Raw genomic sequence first — 20857 nt, 5'->3', positions numbered from 1 at the left:
TAGGAGGTCGTCGAGGCATTGGTCCCCCTTGCCTGCTGCCTCATGACGGTGCTCGGTGGGCCTGGCCGCGGCTGGCGGTCCGGCGGCGAACGATCGTCCGACCTCCCTTGGCGGGGGCGTTGGCGATGCCGCGCGAGTGCCAACGCTCGCCGGGTTCGTCGGTCAGCATCAGCGTGACGGCACGCAGCACGGTGCGGAGGACCACGTTCATCTCCATGCCGGCGAACGCGGCGCCGAGGCACCGCCGGGTGCCGCCACCGAACGGGATCCACTGGTACAAGTCCGGCCGGGCAGCCAGGAAGCGGGTCGGATCGAACGTTCGTGCGTTCGGAAACACTGATTCGTTGTCGTGGATCAGGGCGATGCCGACCAGCACCACGTACCCCTCGGGCACGATCCACCGTCCCACCTGGAAGCCATCGGTCTTCACCTGCCGCCCCACGAGATCGACAACCGGCCGGGTGCGCTGTACCTCGAGGATCGTGGCTTCGAGCAACGCGCTGCCACCGGCGTCCACCTCCTCGACGAGCGAGCGCAGGACCGCGGGGTGACGGCGAAGGCGCTCAACCGCCCACGCGAGCGTCGTCGCCGTGGTCTCGTGCCCAGCGGCCAGCAGTGTGAGCAGTTGATCGGCGATGTCGCTGCGGCTCATTGGCGAGTCGTCGTAGTAACGACTTTGCAGCATCAACGAGAGGACGTCGTCCCGCTCGTCGAGGTGCCCGTCCCGCTCCGCCTTGGTGATCAGTCGTTCCACGATCGCGTCGTACTCAGCGCGCATCGCCAGGAACCGCCTCCACGGGTTCCACCGTCCGTGGCCGGCTTTGGGCACAGGCAGCACAGCCAGCCACGAGCCGAGTTTGACAAACCGCGGAAGTAGGCCGCGCAGCACTGAGAACTCGGCACCCTCGGCGCCGAACACCGCGCGCAGGATGACGTTCAACGTGACGCGCATCATCGACGGCAGCGTGGCGAAGGCACGGTCCTGCGGCCACGTCGCCAGCTCACGCGTCGTTTCCTCTTCGACGATCCTCTCGTAGGCCGCCAGCCGACGGCCGTGCAATGGTGGTGCGAGCAGCTTGCGCCTCCTGCGATGCTCCTCCCCCACGAGCGCGAACATGGAACCGGGCCCCAGGACCCGTCCGAGATTGCGGTCCGGTTTGTCCACGTCGTCAGGGCTGGCCAGGAACAGCTGCTTGACCTCGGCCGGATCGCTGATGATCAGCGCGTTGCCGAACGTCGGCACGTTGACGGTGAAAGCGTCCCCGTAACGGTCGCGCATCTGGTACAGCCCCCGCCGCGGAACGGTCAGCGCATAGGCGGCCTGCACGAATCGAGGCGTCGACGGACCTGGAGGAAGCGTGGTGGTCGTCATCTGGACAACACCTTCTCAGCGCGGTACGCGAGCGTACCGCCGACACGGTACGCCCTGGTACCAGTCGGGGCAAGAGCGTCGTCGGACCAGAGGTAATAACGTGACCACCGTGACGACTGTGCGGCACGGGGACCACGCCAAAGCGGGCGCGAGCGGCGACCAAGGGGACTTTCGCCTGCGGTTGCTCGACGGCCTCGCCGCGTCGATCGTGGAAGAGGGCTACCGGAGGACCACGGTCGCCGACATCGTGCGTCGCGCGCGCACCTCACGCCGGACGTTCTACGAACACTTCTCCGACAAGGAAGCCTGTTTCGTCGCACTTCTCACGGACGCGAACGCGCAGATGATCCGTCAGATCTCCGCCGCCGTCGACCGAGACGCACCGTGGACCAGCCAGGTGCGACAGGCCGTTGAGGCCTGGATCGCCTGCGCGCAAGCCCAGCCCGCGATCACACTCAGCTGGATCCGCGAGGTGCCATCGCTCGGCGCTGCGGCGCGCCGGCTGCAACGAGACACGATGGAGGCCTTCGTCACCATGATCCAGACGCTGTGCGACACAGAGGCTTGGCGCGTTGTCCGCGCCGAGCCGGTGTCCCGGCAACTCGCGATCATCCTGCTCGGCGGACTGCGCGAGCTGACCGCCACCACCGTGGAGGACGGCGGACGCATCAGCGACAACACCGAATTCGCCGTTGCCGCGTGCATCGCCCTGCTCGGCCCTGCCTCCAGCGACCAGTCGCTGATCGCTGACCCATGGGTTCTGTCCAGGATTGAGTGATCAGGGATCGCTCTGGCCCCTACTCGACGTGCACGCGGTCGGCGGCAGCGCCTGACGCTGGATCCGTTGTCCACCAAAGATTCTCTTGGCCTGGCACGCGATCTTGTCGGTGCCGCCTGGGTGATGTCGAGCTGGGTGCCGCCCAGACCTTGGTCAACCAGTGCGGACGTCTGCCTCTGGCCCTACGAGTCTCCAGCGAACGAGCTGCAGCCGGACGTCACCTGGTGCTGAGCGAACTGGTTGCCGAACCAACCGACGATGTCCAGGACACCAACACGGCGGTCAGAGCGGTCTTCGCCTGGCCATACCGCAATCTGCCGTCGCCCAGCGCCAGGATGTTCGACTGCTCGGCTTACATCCGTCTGTCCGTGCGAAGGCGATCTCACGCGTCGTTGCTGCACCTGCGCCGAGACTCCGGTGGTGGTCAGCCACTCGCTTGGCAGTGTCGTGACCTATGAGCCGCGTTCCACAGAGCGGCCGGTTCAATGCGACTCACCGCAGGGGGCCGTCGCCTGATCCGTCTGGGTCGACGACCAGATGCATAGCGGCTTCTTCAGCGCTGGCGCCGCCGCCGTCGATCCCAGCGTCCCACGCCACCGCATCGGCCTCATCGTCGTCACCGAAGCCCTTGTCGTAGGCGACGAGCCTCCCTGCGCGCGGCTCCAGGTCGTAACCGCGCCGGATGAGCTCATCTTCGTCGTCGGACACCTCTGCGTACGGGTCGACGTCTGGTTCCTCCGCGGCGAGCAGCTGCGCCAGGGATTCCCCGGTCCGTGCCTCGGCGGGCGTTGTGCCGAAGCTGTTGGCGCCGGCCCAGCGGTCCGCTGCCGCCACTCCCGTGTCGAGCGGATCAGCTACCCGATCATCGTCCAGGGTGTCGGAGGTGTCGAGCACCCCGTCGTCCTCGGCCACGTCCCACTGCGCACCGTCGATCGCGCTGTCGTTGTTCACATCGCTCTCCTCCACATTTGTACCTCCCTCGGTCACCGGTGGATCTGCTCAAGGCCAACCCTCGGCTGGCGACCCAACGTGGCGGATACCCGATCGGCGTGGCGTCGGCGGCGTGCTTCGTGGGTGGGTCCGTTCGTCAGGGACGTGCGCTGGCCGGTTGACCATGAACTCCTTGCGCAGCACCGGGATCACGTGCTCGCCGAGAAGGTCGAGTTGTTCCAGCACCGTTTTCAGTGGCAGCCCCGCGTGGTCGATGAGGAAGAGCTGGCGTTGGTAGTCGCCAACGTACTCGCGGAATGCCAACGTCCGCTCGATGATCTGCTGAGGGCTGCCAACGGTGAGGGGCGTGCTGGCCATGAAGTCCTCGAGCAAGGGCCCGTGCCCGTACCCCGGTGCGTGGCCGAAGTAGGGACGGAGCTCGTTCACCGCGTCCTGGCTGCGTTCGCGGACGAAGACCTGACCGCCGAGCCCGACGATCGCCTGCTCGGCCGTTCCGTGACCGGCCTGTTCGAACGCGCCCCGGTACAGCGAAACCATCTGCCGGGTGTGACTAGCCGGCCAGAAGATGTGGTTGGCGAAGAACCCGTCGCCGTGTCGACCCGCCAGCCGGGCCACGTCGGGGTTGCGGATGGCGCCGTGCCACACGAACGGCGGCACGCCGTCCAGGGGCGTGGAGTGGCGGTGAACTCGTTCAGGGGCAGGCCGGAAGGCGCTTTTCCACGTGACGACGTCGTGCTCGAGCTTGGGGAACATCCGGTAGAGGGTTGCGCCGACTGCTGGGCGCCCTCGCCCGTGACCTCGCGTCCTAGCGAACAACGGGCATGGTGTGCCGCTCGAAAAGTCGTCACCGCAGCGTGGCAGCGCATCTCTCCCAGGCTGAGAGCATGCTCGAGTGATCGTGTCCCCGCTGTACAAGGCGACTTGGAAGTTGGACGTCAACGCCGGTTCCTCTCGTACGCCTCACCGTCACGCTCACCGGACCCGCAACCATCGGGCAGTGCTGACGCGTCCCGCAGTCCCACTTCCGGAGGCAAGGCGCGTTGGGTATGAAGGGCGGCCCAGGACTGCGCGCTTGTGGCGCCGTCCTGGGCCGGGTTTCGGATCATCTGGTTGAGATGGGTGTTCTCGTTACGCGAAGCCTCGGTCGCCGAAGGGGTTGACCGCTTCGAGGGTTATCCCGTCGAAGGTTTGGGTCGGGGCTGCGAACGGCTCCTTGACGTTCGGGTTGAACGCGTCCGGGGCGTGCAGGTCGGCGATGAACGCGTCGATCTTGTCCTGCGTCGCCGACGACATCAGGAAGACGTGGGCTATCTCCGCCCTGGTCTCCGGGTTGCCCGGTGTCATCAGCATCGTGACCGTCGACAGCGACCACTTCGCTACGATCCGCGCGTTGGGTTTGCGGAACCGCACAGTGATCGCCAGCGGGCTGCGGGCTACCTGGAGGAAGCCCTTCTCCTTGTTGTGCTTCTTGATCCAGTACTCCTCCAGCCGAGTGAGCTGCTGCTCCAGGTACGCGGCCATCCGGTGGGAATGGGTGATCAGAGAGACCTGCCGGTCGTGCGGGTGCTTGGCCAGGTGGTCCCACAGCACGATCGGCGAGAAGCCGTTGCGAGAACCCGCGAACGTTGTGTCCAGCGAACCGATGTACTCAGGCTTGTCCGGCGGCTGCATCTGGTACTTGACCTTCGTCATGAACACGCCCGTGGGGAACGGCGCGCCCATCCACTTGTGGCCGCTGAGCGCGATCGACGACACCATGTCCTTGGTGATGTTGCCCGACTTCGACTTGATGCCGAAGTCGAACTTCGGGATCTCGCTGTCCGGCTTGAACTCGTACTTGTCCTCGTCGGCCGCCATGCGCAGGAACGGGATGTAGCCCGCGCCGAGCGCGCCGTCCACGTGGATCCAGAAGCCGCGGCGTTTGTGCTTCTTGCCGTTGGTGTAGGTGACCTCACGCTCGTGCAGCTTGTGCTTGACGAACACCGGCAGCAGGGTGTCGCAGACTTTCTGCACGTCGTCCAGCGCGCCCTTGAAAGTGCTGCCGAAGTTGAGACTCACGATGATCGGGTGACCCTTGCCCGCGAAGTAGTCCACGAGGACCTTGAGCTTGCCGATGTCGATCCGGCCCGAGCCGTACGTCGACGGCTTGTTGTCCGGACCGGGCTCGGACGGCACCTCGTCCGGCCAAGAGCCGCCCAGCGGGTTCTTGTACTCCCTCTCGTGCTCACGGCCATACTCGCCGAACGTCCTCAGGTCGAGCACACGGACGGCCTTGGCGAAGGAGTAATGCGTGTCCTCCGAGTAGAACACGACCGGTTTGTAGGCGTTGGGGTTGTGCGGATCAGGCACCGGCTGGTCGTACGTGTGCGTGCCCGACGTCTCCTCATCGATGATCAGCAACCTGCCGGCGAGGTAGTCGCGGGCGTTCCACAGGGCGTACATGTTGCCCTCGGTCGAGCCCATGCTGAGCACGTAGCCCCAACAGGACTCCTTGTTCGTCTGGTTGTACGGCTCGCCGTGCCACAGTTTGGCGAAGTAGTTCAAAACCGCCTGTTCGACGACCTTGGTGTTGACCTTGTAGCCGCCGACCTGGAACGGGTCGCCCAGGTTGTTCAGGTGGTGCTTGAGGAACCTGGACAGGTCCTCCTGATACCCGTTCATGTCCTCGGTGACCTGGTAGCCGAGCATGTGGTCGCGCTTGTGGTCGAGGTAGGCCGCCAGGGTGTTCAACGCGTTGACCCGCGCCGCCGGGCTCAATCCCCGCTCGCCCAAGGCGAATTGCTTCGGGTCGGGTGCGGCGGGCGGTATCGGGTTCCACACGTCCTGCATCGGGATGGAGACTTCCTCCCAGAACATCTCCAACGCCTGGAGCTCCTCGCGGCCTTCGAGCTGCGTCACATTGCACCTCCGTTGTGGTGGTCGGACTTACCGATCCGGTCCAGCAGAAGGACTTCCGCCGTTGCCATCGCCTGTAGTTCGGCGTGGCTGACGCTCTCGTCCGGGCCGTGGATGCCGCACACCGGCTCCTCGCAGCCCCACAACACGATGTCCGCGTTCGGGTTGACGACCTGGAACGCGTGCACGAGCGGGATCGAGCCGCCCTGGCCCGCCCGTTCAACCTTGGTCGAGCCGGGGTAAGCGGCTTTGAGCGCCTGTTCCACCAACGGGAAGTAGGAACCCTTCGGGTTGGCGGAGAAGCCGTACGCCGTGATGCCAGGTGTCGTCTCCACCTGCACGCCCCACGGCGCATGCGCCTTCAGGTGGTCGATCAGCGCCCTTTGCGCGGCGGCAGGGTTCTGGGTCGGCGCGGTGCGCATGCTGATCCGCGCGGACGCCTTGTCCCGCAACACGTTCGCCGACTTGTCCGGCAGCGGCAGGCCCGCGTCGAGGCCCACGACGTTGACCGACGCCCTGCCGTAGAGACGTTGCGCGAGGGTGCCGGTGCCGACGAACGGGACGCCGTCGAGCATCGCGGCCTCCTTGCGCAGCTGGGTCTCGTCCACGGCCGGCCACGGCAGGTCGTCGATGGCGAGGCCCTTGACGGCGACGTCGCCGCTCGCGTCGTGCAGTGTGGACAGCATGCGCACGAGGCACGTGAACGCGTCGGGGACCGGCCCGCCGTACATTCCACTGTGGATTGTCTTGCGCAGGGTGTGCACGGTGACGTCGACCGTGACGACACCGCGCAGGGTCGATGTGACGGTGGGCCTGCCACGGGCGACGTTGCCGGTGTCAGCGACGATGACAAGGTCAGCCTTGAACCTCGGGTCGCCCGGATGGGCGGTCAGGTAGTCCTCCAGCAGGCCGGTGCCGTTCTCCTCCTCGCCCTCCAGCATCAGCTTGAGGTGCACGGGCAGTTTGCCGCCGAACGCCCGTGCGACGGCCAGGTGCAGCATCACGCCGGACTTGTCGTCGGCCGCACCCCGGCCGTAGAGGCGTTTGTCCGTACCGGAGAGGACTTCCTTCGGCGTGAACGGTTCGGTGACGTGCCAGTGCGCCTTGTTCGCGGGCTGCACGTCGTAGTGGGCGTACAGCAGAACAGTGGGCGATTTCTCCGGTCCAGCTCTGTCCGCGTACACCAGCGGCGTGATCGGTTTTCCTTGGTGAGTAAGAGAAAGTTCAACCGCCTCGGTGATGTTCGCATCCCGGAAGAGCTTGACGATCGCCTGGCGCGCCCTGGCGACGTCCGGCGAGGGGAAGACACTGGGGATGCGCACCAGGTCGGCGAGGTCGCGCCACAGGCCGGGCATGAGGCCGGCGACGACCTCGGCCAGGTCGGTGTCGCTGCCGAGGTCGATCACGTTGTGGGTCATCGTGTGCCCTTCGGTCGCGGGGGTTGCTCCGAGCGTGCCCCGAAGTCGTGCGGCCGAAAGGAATCCGCCGCGAGACCACCCGGAGGAACCACCGGACGAGTGAGCCGCAGCCGAACGGGTCGCTATCCGCGTCCACCTGGTACCCGAAAGCCTTTCGTGCCTTGGAATTCCGTTCGGGTCTATAGCGATTCGGCCGGCGGACAACAGACCGCAGGCGTCGTTGTCACTCCCGATACCGGACGGCCGGGGCGAGGTCGCAATGGCTTTGCGGTCGACGAGCACGATTGTGGAGTCGTGTGGGCGGCGATCAGCGCGCAGGTGATGACGGGCTTGCCGCTCCCGGTGGAGCGACCAGCACACCGAGATCATATGCGCGCAGGCCGTCCATGACGTTCCGCTGCGCGCCCGTCAGCGTGGCGGTCAAAGTGAACTCCTGCGCTCGCCGACCTGCCGTTCGCCGGTCACCTCGGGACGGCTGCCCGCCTGCTCGTCGGGATCGTTGACGATCGCGAATCTCTTGTCGTAGGCCGGGTTGTAGAGGGCTTCTCCCTTTGGAGCCAGCTCTGCCAGCTTGCTGAGCTCGGCCTCAGGCGTCGAGGGCGGCTTGCCGGTCGGGCCCCATCGCGAGCGTGACCGGTGCATCGCCGATCTGGACTCCAGTCGGTAGTGTCGGTGCTGGCGGCTGAGTGGCTTGCGGCGGCGCCGGTGCGGCGGCAGCGACATCACTGTGGACTGTCCAAATCGGAGCAAAGCGGATTCTGGCTATCCTTGCCTTAAGGGTAGTAATCGCTTGATTGTCAGGTCGCCGCGTTCTGGCATGCGCTCGTCCATCGCTGCGACGTGGAATCCTGGCGTGCTACGTGGAGTGAACTCGCGTGGGCGACATCAACGAACGCCACCTGCGATCAGTGCTGGACCAGTACGCGTCCCACTACAACCACCGCAGACCTCACCGAACCCGACAACTCACGCCACCACGACCGGAACACCCGATCGCAGAGCCGAGTTCCACGTCGGTACGCCGTCGACCGATCCTCGGCGGCCTGATCAACGAGTACGAACCCACGGCAGCCTGAAGCGCAGGTCAGACCGTATGGCCGACTTCTGGAATCCCGCAGGATTCGGCGGTGGCCACGGGTGGCGTTCTCCCGTGCCATCCGCTCGATCAACGCCACCACTGTGTCGTCGACCGGCGGGCGCCCGGTTTGGTTCGGGTATCTCCGGTTCTTGGCGACCAGGCGCTGGTGCCATCGCAGGGCGGTGCCTGGTGTCACCAACCGGTGTTTCCGCAACCAGTCGGATAGTCGCCGCACCGACGCGGCGAGCACCGCACGGTCGGTCCAGTCCAACTGCAGGCGGGGAGTGATCCGGCGCAGCACAGCGACTTCATACCGTAGTACCAGCAGTTCAACGTCTTTAGCCGAACGGTTCTGCGCAGAGTTCTGACACCCCGCAGGTCACCGGTTTGGTGATCTGTTCAACCTCGTTCATGATCCGGCGTTCCTGGTATGCGCGTGGGAGCGCGTCACGACCAACACGGGCGCTCGGACCTCAGGCATCGACAAGGTCAGCGCTGGCCTGGTCGAGACCTGAGTGGGAACCGAGGCTTTCCTGGGCCAGATCCGGGATGCACTGAAGTCGGACGCGTTCCGTCTGGTCGCGGTGTGGCAGGTGATGATCCCCAAGGGGACCAAGGGACCAAGGGGAAGTTCCGGAAGCTCGAGATTCCCACGATCACCGACCGCGTGGTGCAGGCGAGGCTGAAGTTGGTGCTCGAACCCATCTTCGAGGCGGACTTCAAGGCCTGCTCGTATGGGTTCCGTCCGAACCGGCGCGCGCAGGACGGGGTAGCCGAGATTCACTGCGACCTCAAAACAGCACAAGGAGTTTGGATGCCAGCGTTTGAATTCGGAGTTTCAGTTCACTCTACTGTTTCGGCTCCGTTGATGAGGCTTGCGGCTCGTTCCGCGATCGCAATCACGGTCGAGTAAGTATTGGCCGACGGGATCTGCGGGATCACTGAGGCGTCTGCGATCCGTAGGCCCTCAATGCCATGTACGCGTAGATTTTGGTCCACCACCGACATCTCGTCCACACCCAGCTTGCATGTGCCGACATAGTGGTAGTATGGCCCCGTGGCCGCTCTGACATAAGTCTCGCCGCCTGACTCTACTTCTTGCCCGCGCCACGGTTTGAGGGCGCTTGCTGCGCCAATCTCGCGTATCAGCCGCATTCCATTTACCATCGCGGTCAAGTCTCGCGCATCGGTCAGGTAACGCGGAGCCAGCGCGATTCCTTGGTCGGCCAAGCGGAGTCGCCCACGGCTGTACGGCGTCATCAGAGAGAGCGCGATCACGTAGAGGTCTTCCCCCGTCGGTGCCGATAGGCAAGATTGTAGATCTGGAGCGCCCAGTCCGGGATCGCTGCGCAGCAGTCCGATCACCTCGACGTTGTTGTTCGAGCCCACCGGTATTGGTCGCGCACTGGTGTACATCACGAAGGAGAGGGGATGATCGTGCAGATTTTCGCCCACACCTGGCAGATCTGCGACGACATCGATGTTCATGTCACGCAGGTGGTCGGCCGGACCGATCCCGCTCAGCATCATCAATTGAGCAGTTCCGATGGTGCCCGCGCAAAGCACCACTTCGGCAGCTTCGGCGCGGATTTGCTGTCCGCCAAGGGTGTATTCGACGCCAGTGGCTCTGTGTCCATCGAGCACCACACGCTGGACCAATGCATCCGTCACCACATCGAGGTTGGTGTGTGAGCCCAGGTAGGCGTCGGCAGCGCTCTGCCTGATTCCTGCGACGATGTTCAAGTCGACCCAGCCGACACCCTCCTCCAAGCCTCCGCTGATGTCCGTCGCACGCCGGTATCCTGCCTCTGAGGCCGCATCCACGTACGCTGCTGCTGTCGGATGCTGTTGCTCGGCTGGGGCGACCTTCAGAGGGCCACCGACGCCGCGCAGGGCCGGATCGCGAGTGGGAGCGTGCTCGCTGCGCTGGAAAAATGGCAGCAAGTCGTCAAACTCCCAGCCCTTGCCCCAGTCGTAACTGCTTCGGTGTCCTCGAGCAAAAATCATTCCGTTGATGCTGGAAGAGCCGCCCAGCGCTTTCCCGCGTGGCCAGGCGAGAGTTCTGCCCAGTTCCGGCTCCAGCAGAGTCGTGTCCTGCCAATCTGCTTCGGTGCCCAAAAGTGATAGCCAATTGTTCGGCGTGGTGGTCGACGGAGACGCACTCCCCGCCTCCAGTAACAGTACGCTGACGTTTGCGTTCTCGGCCAGGCGAGCAGCGACCACGCAACCTGCGCTCCCACCGCCCACTACGATGTAGTCGTAATCACTCACGTTCGCAAGATTACAGCGCTCCCGCATTGCGGTCCACAACACAATACCGACCTGCTGCGCGTTGTGCTGTAACGACCTCGTGCACGGTGCATGGTTGTTGCTGGCGATTGAACACCGTCATCAGCATCTACGACAATTGATGGATGCGGCAGTGACTGCGGCGCGTGCGTCTGGTGCGACGGCGGTGGCCGCGGCGTTCGCGCTGCTGTCGGACAGCTCAGCGTGTAGCAGATAAAGCAGGCCGCTGTAGCACGTCGCGGCACTGCGATTTCGCCCTGCGGTATCCCAGGGCTCGGCCGGAAAGACGAAGCGTGAAGGTCAGGCGGTCATCAGGCGCCGCAGATCCGTCGCGTACTTGCGGATGAGGGATCGGGACAGGTGCGGGACATCCCGGGCCGGTCCGATGCCGGTCTCCTGGACGGCCTCCCGGAAACGGGCCGACGGGACGTCCGAACCGGGCACCGCCTTTTCCGGTTCCTGGAAGCCGTGCAGCAGCGGGAGGATCGAGTACTGCCGCTGAGCCTCGGGCAGAGTGCGCAGGGCGGCTTCGACGCGGACGAGCCAGTCACCGTAGCCCGCGATCCGCTCGATGCCGTGGCCGTCTTCGACGAGCCACCCCACGAACGTGTCGAGTGAGATTCCGTCGTCGTGCGGGTTCGTGAGGCTGAAGGTCCGGTACCCGGAGGTGCTCCGTCCCAGCGTGCCGACCGACGCCGCGGTGAAGTCGACGGGCAGGCCGTCGTAGTGGGCCCGCGACCCCTCGCCGCCGTCGGTCCGGTAGAAGGAGTGCGGTGCCACGCCCGTCGCAAGGAGACTGAACATCAGCCGGCTGAACATGTCGTGCACGTTCAGCTGCCCGGCGTACTTGCTGTGCGCGAGGATCATGGTGGAGCGGAACACCGTCACCGGCAGGCCGCACAGGTCGTGCGCCTCCCGCAGCAGCACCTCCCCTGCCCACTTGCTCGTCGTGTACCCGCCGGCGTACCCGTTGTCGACAGGCTGGACCGGCAGCGCGGTGCGCACGTCGGAGTCCTCGTCGAGAGGCTGCCCCTTCCGCGATCTGGACACCGCCACGCTGGAGATGTACGTGATCGGCTTGAGCCGGGTGGTCAGGGACAGGCGGATGAGCTCCGCGGTTCCAAGGACGTTGGCATCGAACAGATGTCGGTATGACAGCACGTGGTTCACCAGGGCGCCCGCGTGGACGATCAGGTCCACCTCACCGGTCAGCCGGTCCCACGTCGTGTCGTCCAGGCCCAGTCCGCGCTCGGAGATGTCTCCTGCCAGCACTTCCAGGTGCTCCGCGGCAAGCTTCTCGAAAGTACGAGTCAGTTCGGGGTCGTCGCTGCCGAAGGCGTCGGCCAGACGCTGCCGGGCGGCGTCCGGGTTCTCGGCGCGGACCACGACGATCAGCTTGCCGCCGGCAGGCGCCAACCGCTGGAGCCACTCCAGGGCGAGGAAGCGCCCCAGGTAGCCGCTCGCGCCGGTCAGCAGAACGCGGCGAGGCTCCCCGGCAGGGCGCGAGAGGCGGCGGGCGCCGTCCAATGTTCTCGCGTCGACAAACCGTTCCAGGGCAAGGTCTTCGGCGTGCACCTCGGTGACGTCCTCGCCGTGCACCGACGCGAAGGTGGGCCGCGTCGCGGTGGCCGTGCGCTTGGCCTCGATATAGGCGGCCAGCTGCCGCAGGTCGTGCGCGGGGCTGATGATGACGTCGACCGGTACCCGGATGCCGAAGGTGTCGTGCAACAGGTTCGACAGCGACACCGCCGACAGTGAGTCGCCGCCGAGGTCGCGGAAGTACGCGGAGGGACTCACCTCGGCCGTCGAGCCCGCCAGCAGCGCCCGCGCGGCCCGCTGGACGGTCTCCAGCACCGGCTGGTCGCTGCCTGTGCGACGCAGGTCGAGCAACTCCTGGGTCTCGCGGGCCGAGATCTCGGCGTACAGCTGTTCCAGTCGCTCGCCGTAACGCTCCACGAGCTTGGGCCACAGCAACTTGCGTTGGTCCGACAGCAGGCCGTTGGCCTGACTGAACGGCTCGGTCTCGAGCAGCAGGCCACGTGGGATCTCGTACGAGTTCAGGCCGGCGTCCTTCGCGATCTGCCGGAACGATTCGGTCAGCAGTTGTCCGAGACGTTCCCGGTCATCCCCGTACCGCTCCAGGGCATCCGCGGTGGGCACGACGACAGCGAGCAGGTAAGAGCGCTCGCTGTTGCCGTAGACGAAGATCTGCCGCATCAACGGGCCGGCGGCGAAGATGGACTCCAGCCGGGCGACAGCCACGAACTCGCCCTGGGACAGCTTCAGGACACTCTTGAGGCGGTCCACGACGGCGATGCGGCGTGGACCGAGTTCCGCGACAATGTCGCCGGTCTTGTAGTAACCGTCCTCGTCGAAGAGATCCGCCGTCAGTTCGGGCTGCTTGTAGTAGCCGGGGATGCCGTCTGCTTTCAACCGCAACTCGCCGCGCGGGTGCGGCGTATCGGTGCGGAAGTAGCCGAACTCGGGCACGTCGGCCAGCTTGTAGTCGATCACGGGTGGGCACATCAAGGCGCCGTTGACGGCGATGCCCGGGACCTCCGTGGAGCCGTACATGTCGTACAGGGGGATGCCGAGGAGTGACTCGATGAACTCGGTCAGCGTGGCCGACAGCGGCGCGGAGCCACAGGTGGCCCATGTGACGCGCCCTCCGAGGACGTCCTCGCGGAGGCGCGTGCGCACCTCGGTCGCGCCTCGCGCCGAGTCGGCGCCTTCGACGGTCCACCGGTCCAGCTCGCTCTGGTAACGCTGGTAGAGCATCTCGCACACACGCGGAACCAGGGACAGCTCGGTGGGCCGCACGAGAGCGACGTCCTCGAAGAACGTCGAGAGGTCGCTGCTGGCGGTGAAACAACTGGTGCCACCGCGCGCCAGTGTGTTCGTCAGCGTGAAGTAGCCCGCGAAATGGCTCAGCGGCGTGTAGTGGACGGTGATCAGGCCCGCGTCGGGAGTCCGGTTCGCCCGGTCCTCCCACGTCACCCTGGCCAGCCGCTCGGTGTAGATCGCCCCCTTGGGCGTTCCGGTGCTCCCCGAGGTGTACACGAGCTTTGTGAGTGGGTCCTCGTCGTCGCCGGGGATGTGCGGCGGCGCGTCGGGCAGGGCCGCGCCGCGGTCGAGGACCTCAGGCAGCGCGACGACGTCCACGTCCCGTCCGGCCTGGACCAGGCTGTTGCGGGCGGCGGCGAACCGCTCCGCCTGGTCCTCGGCGCGCGGGTGGTAGTCGAACACCACCAGCCGCTGGACCGAAGGCGCGCGCAAGGCCAGTTCGGTCGCCGCGCCCAGACGCTCGATGCTCGCGGCGACGAGGAACGGCTCGGTCTCCGCCATGATGGACGTCAGATTCTCGGCCGACGCACCCGTCTGCAACGGAACGCTGACGGCGCCCAGATAGCCGCACGCCAGGTCCAGTGTCGCGTGGTCCCGGCTCGTGAAGCCGAGGAGGGCCACCCGATCGCCCGCGACGAGAGGACGCTGCGGGTGGTGGTGCCATTCGCTCGCCACCGCGCGGATGCGGCTCCACAGCTGCCGGTACGTGGTCATTTCATAGCGGGGCAGCAGACGGGCCGACACGCGCCCCGTCCGGGCGTCCCGCACGAACTCCCTCGCGCGCTCACCGACAGCGGGCCGTTCCCCGTAGCGCTCAAAGACGTTTGCCATTACTTGCGCAAGTCGCAATGTGATCTCCGCGCCGCACAGGTGGCGGACTTGTGCCGTCAGGAAATGGAAACAGCGCCGAAAACGCGACGTGGACCGGTTTTCCTCGCAAGCAATTCGATCGTCAGACCAGGGCGACGGTAGCAGCAGCTGACCGGACAGTCACGCACTTCGGGCCGCAGTTAGGCTTTTTGATAACCACCATTGCGATGGCCGGTCGTCCTTGATAGTGATTCCAGGAGGACGCCTGCAATCCGAGGATGTGCCCATGGACCACGATTCCGCCCCTCTGGAACTCGACGACGCGTTCGTGCAGGACCCGTACTCGGTGTATGCGAAGCTCAGCACCGAAGGCTCGGCGCACCGGGTGATGATGCCTCCTGGAGTCCCCCTGTGCGGCGGACTGCCGGTCTGGCTCATCACCGGATACGAGGCTGTGCGCTCCGCACTGGCGGATCCCCGGCTGAGCACCGACCTGAACAGGATCGACGGGCTGTTCGCGCAGAAGGAGCCGGACCGCACCAAGCGCGGCGGTTTCTCCTCGGTCCTGGCCAGCCACATGATGCACACCGACCCACCGGACCACACCAGGCTGCGCAAGCTAGTGAGCAAGGCCTTCACCAGCCGCGCCATCCAAGCGCTCCGGCCGCAGATCCAGAAGATCACCGACGAACTGGTCGACGCCCTCGCGGACCACGACACGGTGGACCTGCTGGACGCCTTCGCGTTTCCGCTGCCGATTCGGGTGATCTGCCTGCTGCTGGGCGTACCTGTCGAGGAGCAGGGCAACTTCAAGTCCTGGTCCAAGGCGCTCGTCTCCGGCAACTCCCCGGACGAGGCCGCCGCCGCCGCGACCGCGGTGGCCGAGTACCTCGGCGAACTGATCGAGCGCAAACGCCGCATGACCACCGACGACGTGCTCACCGCCCTGATCTCGGCGCACGACGTCGACGACCGGCTGACCGAGACCGAACTGGTCTCGACGGCCTACCTGCTGTTCATCGCCGGTTTCGAGACCACCCTCAACGCCCTCGGCAACGGCACGCTCCACCTGATGCGGAACCTGGACCAATGGGAGGCGCTGCGCGAGGACCGAACCCTCCTCCCCGGCGCGGTCGAGGAGTTCCTGAGGCTGGAGAGCCCGCTGAAGCACGCCACCTTCCGATGTGCGACGGAGTCGGTGAGCATCGGTGACGTCGAGATCCCGGCCGGTGACTTCGTGCTGCTGGCGATCGCCTCCGCCAACCGTGACCCCCAGCGCTTCGGTGATCCGCACGCGCTGGACGTCCTCCGGCCCGCCGCCGGCCATCTGGCCTTCGGACATGGCATCCACCACTGCCTCGGGGCGCCGCTGGCCAGGGTGGAGGTGCAGATGGCGTTCGGCGCCCTGCTCGACGCGTTCCCCGCCATGAGGCTCGCCGTCGACCCCGAGGACCTGCGGTGGCGCAACAGCACGATCATTCGCGGGCTCGACTCACTGCCGGTACGGCTGAACCACCGCTAGACACCTTCTCACATTTCCGGAACACCGCGTCACCAACCCGTTTTTGGCGTTCCAGATTCCAGGCTGCTGTACGACCAGAAAGGTGCGGCTGACCAATGCGCATATGCGGGATCAAGGCATCACACGACGGCGGGGTTGCCGTCATCGAGGACGGTCGTCTTCTCTTCAGTTACGAGATCGAGAAGCTGCAGAACGGCGAACGTTACAGCTCTCTCGGAGACCTGGAACGCGTGACCGAGATCCTCGCCGCGGAGGGTCTGTCACCCGCCGACATCGACCAGTTCGTGGTCGACGGCTGGTACACGAAAGACGCCGCGGGCAAGCTCGCCGTCAACGTGAACGCCGGCGGCCTGCCGGTACAGCTCCGAGTCGCACCGTACCTCGAGAGCCCTGGCGACGACGGTCCGCTGCAACGCCACACTTTCAGCGGCCACGGTTTCGACGACTACGCCAGCTACACCCACGTCGCCAACCATCTCATCGGCACGTACTGCTCGAGCCCGTTCGCCGCGAGGGGCGAAGACGCGTTCGTCCTGGTCTGGGACGGCCTCATCACACCGCGCCTCTACCGGGTGCGGGCCGCGACCCGTGAGGTGACCTTCGTCGAGGCCCTCATGCCCGTCTTCGGAGGCAGCTTCGCGGCCTTCTGCGCCCGGTTCGAACCGTACCTGCCCGACACCGACGACATTTCGTCGGACCGGTTCATCCGCCATCACCTCTCCGTCGCGGGAAAGGCCATGGCCTACGCGGCCAAAGGCCGGGTCGAGACCGGCGCCTTCGCCGTCTTCGACGACCTCATGGCCGAGCTCCGCGACATTCCCGTCGACAGGGTGGGGGTGCTGGGAGACAAGGTCGCCGCGAACCGGGACGAGCTGATGCCGGGCTTGTCCAACGCGGACCTCATCGCCACCTATCAGGCCTACCTCGGCCGCAACCTGCTCGAGCGGCTCACCTCGGCGGTGCGGAGCCGCTTCCCGGACGGCGGCCACAACCTGGTGCTCGGCGGCGGCTGCGCGCTGAACATCAAGTGGAACACCGCGATCCGGGCCAGCGGGGTCTTCCAGGAGGTCTTCATCCCGCCCTTCCCCAACGACGCGGGGGCGGCGATCGGAACAGCGGCCTGTGAGATGTTCCGGCGCGGCCGGACGGCGCTGGAGTGGAACGTCTACAGCGGACCGCGGATCACCACCGGCACCCTCCCCGACGGGTGGCGCGCACAACCCTGCGACGAGCGGCAGCTGGCCGCCCTCCTGCACGCCGAGGACGAACCGGTGGTCGTCCTGTCCGGCCGAGCGGAGCTGGGTCCGCGAGCTCTGGGCAACCGCAGCATCATCGCGCCCGCGACCAGCACCCGGATGAAGGACCGGCTCAACGACATCAAGAACCGAGCCCAGTACCGGCCCGTCGCGCCCATCTGCCTGGAGGACCGCGCGCCGGAGGTCTTCGACCCCGGCACGCCCGATCCCTACATGATCTTCGAGCACCGCATGCGGCCCGGCTGGGCCGAACGCGTCCCGGCGATCGTGCACCTGGACGGCACCGCCCGGCTCCAGACCATCGCGTCCACTCAGGACACCGCCACGGTGCGCATCCTCACCGCCTATGCGGAGATCAGCGGAATACCCGTGCTGTGCAACACCAGCGCGAACCTGGAGGGACGGGGCTTCTTTCCCGACGTCGAGTCGGCGGCCCGGTGGGGTGGGACTCGTTACATCTGGTCGGAGGGGACGCTGTACACGAACCCCGACGCGGGATGATCGCTCCCTTGCTGAAACGGGCAAGGCACCGGGCAGGTGCCTTGCCCGTTTCAGCCAAGCATCTCGGCGACCAAAAAGGCCAGCTCGAGTGCCTGGTCGGCGTTGAGACGCGGGTCGCACGCCGACTCGTAGTTGCGGTGCAGGTCCTCGAAACCCAGTTCGGCACTGCCGCCGATGCACTCGGTCACGTCTTCACCGGTCAGCTCCACGTGCAGGCCGCCGGCGTGGGTGCCGAGCGCCTTGTGCACCTCGAGGAAGCCGGCGACCTCGGCGAGGACGTCGTCGAAACGCCGCGTCTTGTGCCGGCTGGGCGCTTGGAAGGTGTTGGCGTGCATGGGATCGCTCACCCACACCACCGGCGCTCCTGAGGCGTTGACCTTTTCCACGAGCTCCGGCAGCAGGTCCCGTACCCGGCGGGCTCCCATGCGCACGATGAACGTCAGCCTGCCCGGCCGGCGGTCGGGGTCGAGGCGGTCGATCAGGGCCAGCGCGTGCTCGGGCGTGGTGGCCGGGCCCAGCTTCACCGCGATGGGGTTGTCGATGGTCGCGAAGTAGGCGACGTGGGCGCCGTCGAGCTGTCTGGTGCGGTCACCGATCCACAGCATGTGGCCGCTGCCCGCGTATCGCCGGCCGGAGCCCCGGTCGTGGCGGGTCAGCGCTTCCTCGTAGTCGAGCAGGAGTCCCTCGTGGCTCGCGAACAACTCCGCGCCGCTCGCGCCGCCTCTGGCGTCCATTGAGGACATTGACCGGCCGATCCGCCTGACGAGCCGGCCGCAGCCAACGCCGGCCGGCGAGCGGGCGACGAAGTCCTGGTTCCGTTCGCGCAGCTGGTGCAGGTCGTAGGTGTGGGCGCGCAGAACGTCCAATGTGTACCGTGAAGCGTCGTACACGCGACGCAGCCGGGCCGGATCGGGCTGCCGTTCCGCCTGGGTGAAGCCGATGCCGTTCACCGCGTCGCCCCGGTACACCGGCAGCGTGCGCCCGTCGACGGTCTCGGTCGGCCAGGACCGGGGCTTGGCGTACTGGCCGGCGATCCGGCCCACGGTGACCACCGGGAGCGCCGAGGCGGACGTGAGGATCACGGACATCTGCTGCAGCAGGCGCAGTTTGCGTTGGATCGCCTGCGTCGAGAGGTTGTCGAGACGTTCGGCGCAGTCACCGCCCTGCAGCAGGAACGCTTTGCCCTCTGCGACCTGGGCGAGGCGTGCGGTGAGCGTGTCGCATTCCTGGGGTGTGACCAGCGAGGGCGAGGCCGCCAGGTCGGCCACCACCTCGTCGAGCCTGACCTGGTCGGGCCACTCCGGTCGCTGGTGGGCGACGAGCGTCCGCCAGTCCGGGACCGTTTCGACTGTGCCGTCGCTCATCTGGCCTCACGATCACGTGGCTGGGCAGGGCGGTCAGGGCCGGTTCACCTGGACCGTCTCGACGAGGTCGTGGCTGATGCCCAGGTCGTCGAGCAGCAGCTGCAACGGTCCGGTGTCGCGCGCGGGTGCGGGACGGGACGCGGCCCACTCGCCCAGCTGGTCGACGCCGACCTCGAAGCCGCCTTGGGCCGCAACACTCACCCACGGCTCCAGGTCGGCGGAACGGAACGCGGTCAGGCCGTCGACGAGCGCCTCGCGGAACATCTGCTGCTGCGCACTGTCCAGGTTCCGGTAGAGCGACCCGCACAACTCGCGGAACACCACCGCGTGGCCGCTCTCGTCCCGCCGGTGCAGATCGGTGGTGATCCGGTTCATCGGCTGGATCTCCTGGGCGGTGGAGAGCGCGGAGAGGAACCCGCTGATCGTCGTCTCGGCGGCCAGGGAGAACGCGATGTCGACGATGTCGCGGTCGAATCCGGACAGCCCGGCCCTGGCCGCGGCCCTGCCCTGGACCACCGACCACGCGTCCGGCGCGAACCGCACGCCGGCCATGTCGCGCCGGCGGCGGGTGACGCCGACGGCGTTGTGACACATCAGGATGTGGTAGTGCTCGTCGATGATCGTCTGGTGCAGCGCGTCCACGGCGACGTCGTCACGGCGGACGGGGATCCGCTCCTGGAGCATCAACCGGCAGGCCGGCAGGATGATCTCGTCCTCGATGGCCGCAGTCTTGGCGTTGTAGGCGATCCACGCCGCGGACAGGATGCGCTCGCGGGCGTCCCGGTCGAGCCGCTCGGCGCCCGGCAGGTGCAGCACCGGGACGAGGTGTTCCGGGAAGTCCGGCAGGCCTGCGTCGAAGTGACCGTCCAGGTCGAGCTCGTCCTTCTTGACGGCCACCCGCTTGCCCCAGCGACGGGTCAGCTGGACCAGCAGGTCGCGTTCATACTCGGACTCTTCACGTGCCGCGGTGCCGGGCATCGGGAAACCTCCTTCAGGTGTTCAGCGCGGGGACGACGGGAACGGCGAGCTGCTCCAGGCGCGCCTGCCAGCGCTCGGCCAGCGCCGCGTCGTCTTCGAGGAACCGGCCCAGCCCCTCGGTGACCGGCCGGATGCCGTGCAGGGCGTTGACCGTCCACACAGGAACGTCAGCCAGCTCTGCCGGGGTGGCGGACTCTCCGGCGACCGGCTGCCCGGCCAGCTCCCCGAGCAGGGCACGGGTGATCCCGGGGAGCAGGCCGGGTCCGGGCGGCGGACCGCACAGCGTGTCACCGCGCCACCAGACGATGCTCGTCGTGGATCCTTCGAGCACGTGTCCTTCGGGCGAGAGCAGCAACGCCTCGTCGGCTCCTGCCGCGACCGCGGCGGCGCGCAGGGCGGTCAGGTGGTCCAGGTCGACGCCCTTGACGGCGGGCAGGCTTCGGCGGTCGGGGCCCGAGTTCCACAACCGAACGGTCCTGGTGCGCGGGGGCGCGGGACGCAGCCACAGCCGCAGTCGCGTCCGAGAACCGGTCTCCACGAGCTCGACGCGGGGAAACCACCGGCCCCGCGCGGGCAACGACTCGGCGACCGCGCGCAGGAACCCGTCCGTTCCCGGTCCGGAGAACCGGGAGCAGGCTTCGGCAAAGCGCCGGGCGTGCAGGCCGAATCCCCGCACTCGCCCCTCGTCCACGAGCCACGAGTCGATGACCCGCACCGTCCCGGTCGTGTCGGACGGCGACCACCCGTCGTCGTCCCACCACCGAATGCCGTTGTCGCTCATCGCTGCGAGCCGCCCGCGTC

General features: G+C 66.8%; 14 protein-coding genes. 3 read left to right on the top strand and 11 right to left on the bottom strand.

Annotated features, from left to right (window positions below; genetic code table 11):
- Nucleotides 1-40: 40 nt before the first annotated feature.
- Nucleotides 41-1372, bottom strand: coding sequence for a cytochrome P450 (locus FXN61_RS09015; protein WP_167972141.1), 1332 nt, complete (start codon nt 1370-1372; stop codon nt 41-43).
- 118 nt (nt 1373-1490) lie between these two features.
- Here FXN61_RS09015 and FXN61_RS09010 point away from each other — a divergent pair, with 118 nt between their 5' ends.
- Nucleotides 1491-2150, top strand: coding sequence for a TetR/AcrR family transcriptional regulator (locus FXN61_RS09010; RefSeq protein WP_167972162.1), 660 nt, complete (start codon nt 1491-1493; stop codon nt 2148-2150).
- A 492-nt stretch (nt 2151-2642) separates the two neighbouring features.
- Here the strand turns inward: FXN61_RS09010 and FXN61_RS55180 are convergent, their stop codons facing one another.
- From FXN61_RS55180 to car, 7 genes are all read right to left on the bottom strand, one after another.
- Complete coding sequence (locus FXN61_RS55180; RefSeq protein WP_167972139.1) at nt 2643-3101, bottom strand: DUF5709 domain-containing protein; 459 nt, start codon at nt 3099-3101, stop codon at nt 2643-2645.
- 48 nt (nt 3102-3149) lie between these two features.
- A complete protein-coding gene (locus FXN61_RS09000) occupies nt 3150-3854 on the bottom strand; it encodes an LLM class flavin-dependent oxidoreductase (protein ID WP_167972136.1) in 705 nt (234 codons plus the stop codon).
- Between the two features lie 375 nt (nt 3855-4229).
- Nucleotides 4230-5999: a PLP-dependent aminotransferase family protein gene (locus FXN61_RS08995; protein ID WP_167972134.1), complete on the bottom strand. Its 1770-nt coding sequence runs from the start codon at nt 5997-5999 to the stop codon at nt 4230-4232.
- Nucleotides 5996-7414 (bottom strand): M20/M25/M40 family metallo-hydrolase, encoded by a 1419-nt coding sequence (locus tag FXN61_RS08990; RefSeq protein ID WP_167972132.1) that lies wholly within the window; start codon nt 7412-7414, stop codon nt 5996-5998. The genes FXN61_RS08995 and FXN61_RS08990 overlap by 4 nt, the downstream gene beginning before the upstream one ends.
- Before the next feature lie 420 nt (nt 7415-7834).
- Nucleotides 7835-8056, bottom strand: coding sequence for a hypothetical protein (locus FXN61_RS08985; RefSeq protein ID WP_167972130.1), 222 nt, complete (start codon nt 8054-8056; stop codon nt 7835-7837).
- Between the two features lie 1279 nt (nt 8057-9335).
- Complete coding sequence (locus tag FXN61_RS08980; RefSeq protein WP_223165354.1) at nt 9336-10763, bottom strand: GMC family oxidoreductase; 1428 nt, start codon at nt 10761-10763, stop codon at nt 9336-9338.
- A gap of 318 nt (nt 10764-11081) precedes the next feature.
- Nucleotides 11082-14474 (bottom strand): carboxylic acid reductase, encoded by a 3393-nt coding sequence (car, locus tag FXN61_RS08975; RefSeq protein ID WP_281360378.1) that lies wholly within the window; start codon nt 14472-14474, stop codon nt 11082-11084.
- 247 nt (nt 14475-14721) lie between these two features.
- Between car and FXN61_RS08970 the strand changes: the two genes are divergently transcribed.
- Nucleotides 14722-15957: a cytochrome P450 family protein gene (locus FXN61_RS08970; RefSeq protein WP_167972126.1), complete on the top strand. Its 1236-nt coding sequence runs from the start codon at nt 14722-14724 to the stop codon at nt 15955-15957.
- 95 nt (nt 15958-16052) lie between these two features.
- On the top strand, nt 16053-17714 hold the full coding sequence (locus FXN61_RS08965; RefSeq protein WP_167972124.1) for a carbamoyltransferase N-terminal domain-containing protein: 1662 nt from the start codon (nt 16053-16055) through the stop codon (nt 17712-17714).
- 50 nt (nt 17715-17764) lie between these two features.
- Here the strand turns inward: FXN61_RS08965 and FXN61_RS08960 are convergent, their stop codons facing one another.
- Genes FXN61_RS08960 through FXN61_RS08950 form a run of 3 tightly spaced genes read right to left on the bottom strand, consistent with a single transcriptional unit; the run spans nt 17765 to nt 20837 of the window.
- Nucleotides 17765-19078 carry a 3-deoxy-7-phosphoheptulonate synthase class II gene (locus FXN61_RS08960; protein WP_167972122.1) on the bottom strand — a complete coding sequence of 438 codons (1314 nt, stop codon included), beginning with the start codon at nt 19076-19078 and terminating at the stop codon, nt 17765-17767.
- A 33-nt stretch (nt 19079-19111) separates the two neighbouring features.
- The gene (locus FXN61_RS08955) at nt 19112-20056 is read right to left on the bottom strand and encodes an AurF N-oxygenase family protein (protein WP_167972120.1); all 945 of its coding nucleotides are present in this window, start codon (nt 20054-20056) and stop codon (nt 19112-19114) included.
- A 13-nt stretch (nt 20057-20069) separates the two neighbouring features.
- The gene (locus FXN61_RS08950) at nt 20070-20837 is read right to left on the bottom strand and encodes an aminotransferase class IV (RefSeq protein WP_223165352.1); all 768 of its coding nucleotides are present in this window, start codon (nt 20835-20837) and stop codon (nt 20070-20072) included.
- Between the last annotated feature and the right edge of the window lie 20 nt (nt 20838-20857).

Origin of the sequence: Lentzea indica, from assembly GCF_012184385.1 — a bacterium.
Lineage (GTDB): Bacteria > Actinomycetota > Actinomycetes > Mycobacteriales > Pseudonocardiaceae > Lentzea > Lentzea indica.
This window is presented reverse-complemented; position numbering and strand designations above follow the sequence as displayed.

Bases quoted from the DNA above. Each gene is read 5' to 3' on its own strand.
- FXN61_RS09015 (WP_167972141.1), bottom strand. From the start codon at position 1,372: ATGACGACCACCACGCTTCCTCCAGGTCCGTCGACGCCTCGATTCGTG.
- FXN61_RS09000 (WP_167972136.1), bottom strand. From the start codon at position 3,854: ATGTTCCCCAAGCTCGAGCACGACGTCGTCACGTGGAAAAGCGCCTTC.
- FXN61_RS08990 (WP_167972132.1), bottom strand. From the start codon at position 7,414: ATGACCCACAACGTGATCGACCTCGGCAGCGACACCGACCTGGCCGAG.
- FXN61_RS08985 (WP_167972130.1), bottom strand. From the start codon at position 8,056: ATGCACCGGTCACGCTCGCGATGGGGCCCGACCGGCAAGCCGCCCTCG.
- FXN61_RS08970 (WP_167972126.1), top strand. From the start codon at position 14,722: ATGGACCACGATTCCGCCCCTCTGGAACTCGACGACGCGTTCGTGCAG.
- FXN61_RS08965 (WP_167972124.1), top strand. From the start codon at position 16,053: ATGCGCATATGCGGGATCAAGGCATCACACGACGGCGGGGTTGCCGTC.
- FXN61_RS08960 (WP_167972122.1), bottom strand. From the start codon at position 19,078: ATGAGCGACGGCACAGTCGAAACGGTCCCGGACTGGCGGACGCTCGTC.
- FXN61_RS08955 (WP_167972120.1), bottom strand. From the start codon at position 20,056: ATGCCCGGCACCGCGGCACGTGAAGAGTCCGAGTATGAACGCGACCTG.
- FXN61_RS08950 (WP_223165352.1), bottom strand. From the start codon at position 20,837: ATGAGCGACAACGGCATTCGGTGGTGGGACGACGACGGGTGGTCGCCG.